This window comes from Kitasatospora purpeofusca (assembly GCF_000718025.1).
Classification (GTDB): Bacteria; Actinomycetota; Actinomycetes; order Streptomycetales; family Streptomycetaceae; genus Kitasatospora; species Kitasatospora purpeofusca.
The window spans coordinates 166214-172554 of the sequence record NZ_JODS01000029.1 but is presented as its reverse complement, the minus strand read 5'-3'; the positions used below and the strand labels follow the sequence as shown (position 1 = coordinate 172554).

Below are 6341 nucleotides of genomic sequence, written 5' to 3'. Positions count from 1 at the left end.
CCCCGCTCCGACCGCCACCCTCACCGCCGTCGCCGCCGCACCCCCGCCCCCGGCCGCACCCCCGGCCGCCGGCCTCGACCCCACCACCTGGACGACCGTCCTCCTCCTCACCGTCCTCGTCCCGGCCGCGCTCGCCGCGGCCCTCGGCCACCACCACACCAGCTCCCGGAGCCGCCGATGAACCCCGTCCCCCTGCTCAGCGCCGCCGCCTGCGTGACCCTCGCCGTCGGCGCCCTGGCCGTCGCCCACCGACTCCGCCCCGCCGTCCCCGAGGGCGAACTCCCGCCCGAGCCGCACCCCGTGCTCTCCAGCATCGGTTCCGGCCTGCTGTCCGGCTTCATACTGCTCACGGGTTTCCTCGTCGCCACCGGCTGGGCCGCCCGCAGCACCGGCATCCTCCCGCCCCGCGGCCTCTACCTCGCCGACGTCGCCGCCGGCACCGCCGTCCTCCTCTACCCCGCCCTCGCCGGCCTCCCCTTCACCGCCCGCTACACCACCGCCGTCACCTTCTTCGCCGCCCTCGTCGGCTACACCATGTGCCTCGCCATCCAGCTGCGCCCCTGAGCCCACCCGCGCCGCAGCGGTGCCGAACCGACGCCGCACCGGTGCACAGGACGTCGGATCCGCCGACTTCCTGCTCCGCGCGGCACGGGTAGGGGTGGCGGAAAGCTGCGCTGCCCCGGGGCGGGGGTGCGGGCTAGCCTGGGAGGCGATTCCCGGACGCCCCGGAAGGGGGTGCAGGCGGATGGCCGGTGACATGGTCACCGTGGGTGAGGTGGTGCTCGGACGGATCCGGGCACAGGCAGAGGTGCTGGCCGAGCTGGACGAGGCCGTACGCGCCGACGAACCGGACGCGGTGCACCGGATGCGGGTCGCCTGCCGGCGCCTGCGCAGCGCGTTCCGGACCTACCGGCGGCTACTGGCCCCCGGAGCGACCGACGAACTGGTGGCCGAGCTGCGCTGGCTCGCGGCCGCGCTGGGCCGGGCCCGCGACCAGGAGGTCCTGGGCGAACGGCTCGCGGCGCGGGCCCGGGAACTGCCCGCGGAGTGCCGACCTGAGCAGGTCGCCGCCGAACTGGAACGCCGGGGCAAGGCCGAGTACCGCCGGGTCTGGCCCGAGGTCGTCGCCGCCCTGGACAGCCCGCGCCGCCGGGCACTCGCCGACGGACTCGCCGAGCTGCTCACCGACCCGCCGCTGCGCGGCCGGGCGGACCGGGCGGCCGGCCCCGAACTGACGCGGGTCGCCGCCCGGGAACAGCGGCGCACCGCCGACCGGATCCGGACCGCGCTGGCCGACGGGGGCGAGGAACAGGACACCGCGCTGCACGAGGCCCGCAAGGCCGCCAAACGCGCCCGGTACGCGGGCGAGACGGCGCTGCCGGTCGCGGGCCGGGCGGCCGAGCGCTACGTCGCCCGGATGAAGGCCGTCCAGGAGGTGCTCGGCGAGCACCAGGACGCGGTGGTGGCCTCGACCGCGCTGCGCGAGCAGGCACGCGCCTCCAAGGAGCCGTTCGGCTACGGCGTGCTGTACGGGCAGCAGCTGGCGGAGGCGGAGCGGGCGCGGCTCGCGCTGCCGGAGGTGTGGGAGCGCGCGGCCCGGCCGGAGCTGACCCGGTTCGTCTGACGTCCGGGGGAGCGCGGCGCGGTCATCCCTCCGCGTCCCCGCTCCCCGCCGTCATGCCTCCGCCGTCACTCCTCCGCCGGGTCGAGCCCGGCGGCCCGGGCGGCGGTGCGGAGCAGCTCGCGCAGCATCACGGTGCTGAGCCGGCCGGTGTTCGTGTTGCGCGGGCTGACGTGGTAGCAGCCGTACAGCTCCAGCGGCGGCCCCCCGTCGCGGGCCGGCAGGGTGACGTGCGCGCCGTGGCCGAACTGCGGCCGGGGGCGCGGGACGGTCCAGCCGGCCGCGTCGAGCACCGGGAGCAGCGTCTGCCAGCCGAAACCGCCGAGCGCCACCACGCTGCGGACGGTGGGGCGGAGCAGTTCGAACTCGCGGGCGATCCAGGGCCGGCAGGTGTCGCGCTCGACGGTGCTCGGCTTGTTGTCGGGCGGGGCGCAGCGCACCGGGTCGGTGATCCGCACGCCGTGCAGCGCGAGGCCGTCGCCGTGCCGGACGGAGAGCGCGCGGTTGGCGAGGCCCAGGCGGTGCAGGGCGGCGTAGAGCAGGTCGCCGGAGGGGTCGCCGGTGAAGATCCGGCCGGTGCGGTTGGCGCCGTGCGCGGCGGGGGCGAGGCCGACCAGGACGAGCGGGGCGTCGGGCGGCCCGAAACCGGGGATCGGACGGGCCCAGTAGTCCCAGTCCAGGTAGGCGCGGCGTTTGACGCGGGCCGTCTCCTCGCGCCACTCGACCAGCCGGGGGCAGGCCCGGCAACCGGTGACGACACGGTCGAGCACGGTGAGGTCCGGGGCCCGGGCGGCGGCCGCGGCCGGGTGCTGCGGATGGTCCGGGGCGTCCGCGTGCTCGTGGGCGTCGGCCGGGGCCGGTTCCTCGGCGGGGGACTGCGGCATGGCGACGATCCTAGGGCGTGTCCTGGGCTGCCGGAGGTTCGTTCCGGCCCGGACGGGGCAGGCGTAGCGTGGAACCAGCTGTTCCGGCGGCCGTCGGCAGACTGGGTCGGCGACGGCCGGGGCTCGCTGCCGCGCGAGGAGGCCGTGATGGTCGTCGATGTGGTGATAGCGGTCGTGGTCGTGGTGCTGATGCTGACGGCCGTGGTGGCGGGGCTGAGCCTGCGCGTCGTGCAGCAGTTCCAGCAGGGCGTGGTGTTCCGGTTCGGCCGGGTGCGCGACGAGGTGCGCGGGCCGGGGCTGGTCGCGCTGATGCCCGTCGCGGACAAGCTGCGCCGGGTGAACGTACAGATCGTGACGCTGCCGATCCCGGCGCAGGAGGGCATCACCCGGGACAACGTGACCGTCCGGGTGGACGCCGTCGTGTACTTCCGGGTGGAGGACCCGGTGAAGGCGATCATCAATGTGCAGGACTACAACTTCGCCATCTCCCAGGTCGCGCAGACCTCGCTGCGGTCGATCATCGGCAAGAGCGAGCTGGACGACCTGCTGGCCAACCGCGAACCGATCAACCAGGGGCTGGAGCTGATGATCGACAGCCCGGCCCTGGGCTGGGGCATCGAGATCGACCGGGTGGAGATCAAGGACGTCGCCCTGCCGGAGTCGATGAAGCGCTCGATGTCCCGGCAGGCGGAGGCCGAGCGGGAGCGGCGGGCGCGGATCATCACGGCCGACGGCGAGTTCCAGGCGTCCGCGCGGCTGTCGGAGGCGGCGGCCGTGATGAGCGCGACCCCGGCGGCGCTGCAGCTGCGACTGCTGCAGACGGTGGTGGAGGTGGCGGCGGAGAAGAACTCGACCCTGGTGCTGCCGTTCCCGGTGGAGCTGCTGCGCTTCCTGGACAGTGCGGCGGAGACCCATCGGCGGGCGGCGGGCGAGGCCGACAGCCGGGCCGCGGCCGAGGACGCCGCGTCGGCGCCGGGGGAGCCGGCCGAGGTGCCGGGTGCGGAGAGCGGGACGCCTCCGGTACGTGCTGCCGAGGTCCACGAACTCCCTCCGCTGGAAGAGCTGTTGGAGAGCCCGCCGCTCGATGTGCCGCCGGTCCCGCCCTTGGACCCGCCGACCGGCTCGTCGGAGGGCCCCGAAGGCGGGCGGGGCGCCGCCGCGTAGGCGGCCCGGTGGCGGGGCCCCGGCGGCCGGACCACGATGGAGTGACGGGAGTGGCAGGCAGGTCAGGAGGCCGATCATGACCAGTGCGGGCGACATCATGCATCAGGGGGCCGAGTGCGTGCGCGAGCACGAGACGCTCGCCACCGCGGCCCGGCTCATGAAGGAACGCGACGTCGGAGCGCTGCCGATCTGCGGTGAACGACAGAAGCTCCTGGGGATCCTCACCGACCGGGACATCGTGCTGAAGTGCGTCGCGGAGGGCCTCGACCCGGAGCAGGTGACCGCGGGCGAGGTGGCCCAGGGGCGGCCGATGACGGTGGAGGCGGACGAGGACGTCGAACAGGTGCTGCGGGTGATGGAGCAGTACCGGGTGCGGCGGCTGCCGGTGATCAACCACCCGGAGCACGAGCTGGTCGGCATGATCAGCGAGGCGGACATCGCGCGCGGCATGCCGCAGACGCGGCTGGCCGAGTTCGTGACGGCGGTCTGCGCCGAGGACTCGCCGCGCTCGAAGGAGGTGCTGGACACGCCGCAGGGCGTGTAACGGGGTTCGGTTCGGCTCGGCCCGGGGCATGCCCCGGGCCGAGGACATGTCCGGCCGAAGGGGACGAACCTGTCGGTCGGTCAGGGCGGGCCCGACCTTGGTCGCGAGGGTGCCGCGTGGTGCCGGTACGATCCTCCTCGCCGTGCACACGGGTGCGAGGTCGGAGGCTGGGGCGCGGCGCGCCCGCACGATGTCCTCGCCGCGCCCGGTGCCGATCCAGAACCGCCCGGATCCGGGCGGTTCTTCCTCACCTCGCTGGCCAGGAAAGCAGTTCATGATCCTCGTTTCCATCCTTCTGATCCTCGGCGTGCTCGTGGTCGCCGGTGCGGTCAAGGTCGTTCCCCCGCTGCTGGCCCTGGGGCGGCAGAGCCGCCGCGAGGAGGAGCTGCGGGGGATCCTCGTCCCGCGCGAGAAGCTCGTGGTGAAGGGCGACGAGCCGCCTGCGGAGCTGGCGGCCGTGCTCGACGCGGCGCGGTCCGGTGACTGGCGCCCGGCGGCCGGGTACCTGGCCGAGGTCGGCGCCTACCGCGACGCGTCCCTGCGCTGGGCGCGGCTGGGGCCGTTGTGCACCGTGGCGGCCGAGGACGACACCTGGCTGCGCCGGTGGCGCGAGGAGGACCCGCGCAATACGGCTGCCGCCCTGGTGCAGACCAGTGTGCTGGTCTCGCGTGCCGCGGCGATCCGCACCAGCAAGCCCGCCTCCGAGGTGAGCGCGGAGCAGTTCCGCGGGTTCCACGAGGTGCTGCGCGAGGCGGAGCAGGTCGCACTGCAGGCCGTCGAAGCGGCACCGGCCGAGGACGCCAATCCCTGGGTGGCGCAGATCGTCATCGCCATGGGGCTGAGCTGGTCGCGTGAGGACTTCCGCACCCTCTGGGCGGAGGTGGTGGCCCGCGATCCGCACCACCTGCGGGCGCACGAGGCCGCGCTGCAGTACTGGTGCGCCAAGTGGCACGGCAGCCACGAGCTGATGCACGCCTTTGTGGACACCGCACTCGCCAGCGCGTCGGCCGGCAGTCTGCTGACCGTTCTGCGGATACGGGCGTTCTTCGAACAGATCTCCCGGGACAAGGCACCGGCGGAGGCCTACCGGACGCCGGAGTTCACCGCGGCCGTGGACGCCCTGCTGGCCGACCTGGCGCAGGCCGATCCGACGCATCCCTATCTGCAGGACGCCCGGGGCTGGGCCGCCTGGGGGCTGGTCAAGAATGCCCGGCCGGTGCAGTCCCTGGAGCTGTTCCGCGTGATGGGCCGGGAGGTGGCCGGCCCGTGGCTCGACCACGAGGATCCGCGGGCGGCCTTCTACCGGATGCGTGAGAACTCTGTGCAGGCGGTCGCCCGGGGGGGGGGGGGGGGGGGGGGGTGGGGGGGGGGGGGGGCCCGGGGCCGGGGTGCGGCCCGGCGGGGGCCACCCCGGGGGGGGAGCCGATGGGGTGCAGTGTCTGTGACTTTGCTCGACTCACACCCTTCCTCCACTTTGCAAAGTCGAACTTTGCAAAGTGGAGGAAGGGTGGAATGGATGGAAATCAGCGTAATTGGCTCAGAGGTGGGGCGGTCGCGCACTTTGCAAAGTGCACTTTGCAAAGTGCGCGGAGCGGGGGAGCAGCGAGAGCGGCGGGGGAAGCGGCTGGGGCAACAGGGGCCTGGCGGGAGGGTCAGGCGAGGGCGTAGACCGTGGTGGCGTGGGCGGCCGGCTCCTCCTCGCCCTCGGCGGTGAGGGTGATGTCCAGGAACGCGATCCGCCGGCCCAGCTTGGTGACTCGGGCGTGCACCAGGACGTCCTGTCCGACGACAGCACGCTGGAAGCTGGTGGACTGCTGGACGGTCGTCATCGGGCCGAAGCCGCCCCGGGCCGCGGACACCGCGATCACGCTCGCGGTGTCCGCCGCCGCCATCAGTGCCTGGCCGGAGAGTGCGCCGCCCTCCCGGGCGAGCTGGTCGGACCAGGGCAGCCGGAGTACGGCGTGGCGCTCTCCGGTCTCGGTCACCGACAGGCCGAGCGCCTGCACCCAGGGGGCGAAGTTGTCGGCCAGGATCTTGTCCGCCTCGGCGGTGCTGAGGGTCATGCCGTCATTGTGGCGGCCGCCGCGGACGGTGTCAGGGACTCGGCGCGCCCGGTCGTCGGGCGGCG

General features: G+C 74.3%; 7 protein-coding genes and 1 pseudogene. 6 read left to right on the top strand and 2 right to left on the bottom strand.

Features of this window, described 5'->3' with window-relative positions; translation table 11 throughout:
* The 3 genes and pseudogenes from IF01_RS0131685 to IF01_RS0131675 all read left to right on the top strand — a co-directional run.
* Positions 1 to 181 (top strand): annotated as a pseudogene (locus IF01_RS0131685) (hypothetical protein); the annotation flags it as partial.
* Entirely contained in the window at positions 178 to 564 is a 387-nt protein-coding gene (locus tag IF01_RS0131680; RefSeq protein WP_030397039.1) for a hypothetical protein, read from the top strand. The pseudogene IF01_RS0131685 and the gene IF01_RS0131680, both read left to right, overlap by 4 nt.
* Before the next feature lie 181 nt (positions 565 to 745).
* Positions 746 to 1624, top strand: a complete 879-nt coding sequence (locus IF01_RS0131675; protein WP_051742089.1) for a CHAD domain-containing protein — start codon at positions 746 to 748, stop codon at positions 1622 to 1624.
* A gap of 65 nt (positions 1625 to 1689) precedes the next feature.
* Here IF01_RS0131675 and IF01_RS0131670 read toward each other — a convergent pair whose 3' ends face one another.
* Entirely contained in the window at positions 1690 to 2505 is an 816-nt protein-coding gene (locus IF01_RS0131670; protein WP_078880483.1) for a uracil-DNA glycosylase, read from the bottom strand.
* Between the two features lie 147 nt (positions 2506 to 2652).
* Between IF01_RS0131670 and IF01_RS42600 the strand changes: the two genes are divergently transcribed.
* From IF01_RS42600 to IF01_RS48615, 3 genes are all read left to right on the top strand, one after another.
* Positions 2653 to 3669: a slipin family protein gene (locus IF01_RS42600; protein ID WP_051756595.1), complete on the top strand. Its 1017-nt coding sequence runs from the start codon at positions 2653 to 2655 to the stop codon at positions 3667 to 3669.
* Between the two features lie 76 nt (positions 3670 to 3745).
* The gene (locus IF01_RS0131660) at positions 3746 to 4213 is read left to right on the top strand and encodes a CBS domain-containing protein (RefSeq protein ID WP_030397035.1); all 468 of its coding nucleotides are present in this window, start codon (positions 3746 to 3748) and stop codon (positions 4211 to 4213) included.
* A gap of 274 nt (positions 4214 to 4487) precedes the next feature.
* Positions 4488 to 5927 carry a DUF4034 domain-containing protein gene (locus IF01_RS48615; RefSeq protein WP_051756592.1) on the top strand — a complete coding sequence of 480 codons (1440 nt, stop codon included), beginning with the start codon at positions 4488 to 4490 and terminating at the stop codon, positions 5925 to 5927.
* Here the strand turns inward: IF01_RS48615 and IF01_RS0131650 are convergent.
* The gene (locus tag IF01_RS0131650) at positions 5866 to 6276 is read right to left on the bottom strand and encodes a PaaI family thioesterase (RefSeq protein ID WP_030397033.1); all 411 of its coding nucleotides are present in this window, start codon (positions 6274 to 6276) and stop codon (positions 5866 to 5868) included. The two genes, IF01_RS48615 and IF01_RS0131650, sit on opposite strands and share 62 nt — an antisense overlap.
* Positions 6277 to 6341 lie beyond the last annotated feature (65 nt).

What these genes read in the sequence shown, in the direction of transcription:
- IF01_RS0131650 (WP_030397033.1), bottom strand. Translation starts at nt 6,276, where the DNA reads ATGACCCTCAGCACCGCCGAGGCGGACAAGATCCTGGCCGACAACTTC.
- IF01_RS0131660 (WP_030397035.1), top strand. Translation starts at nt 3,746, where the DNA reads ATGACCAGTGCGGGCGACATCATGCATCAGGGGGCCGAGTGCGTGCGC.
- IF01_RS0131670 (WP_078880483.1), bottom strand. Translation starts at nt 2,505, where the DNA reads ATGCCGCAGTCCCCCGCCGAGGAACCGGCCCCGGCCGACGCCCACGAG.
- IF01_RS48615 (WP_051756592.1), top strand. Translation starts at nt 4,488, where the DNA reads ATGATCCTCGTTTCCATCCTTCTGATCCTCGGCGTGCTCGTGGTCGCC.
- IF01_RS42600 (WP_051756595.1), top strand. Translation starts at nt 2,653, where the DNA reads ATGGTCGTCGATGTGGTGATAGCGGTCGTGGTCGTGGTGCTGATGCTG.
- IF01_RS0131680 (WP_030397039.1), top strand. Translation starts at nt 178, where the DNA reads ATGAACCCCGTCCCCCTGCTCAGCGCCGCCGCCTGCGTGACCCTCGCC.
- IF01_RS0131675 (WP_051742089.1), top strand. Translation starts at nt 746, where the DNA reads ATGGCCGGTGACATGGTCACCGTGGGTGAGGTGGTGCTCGGACGGATC.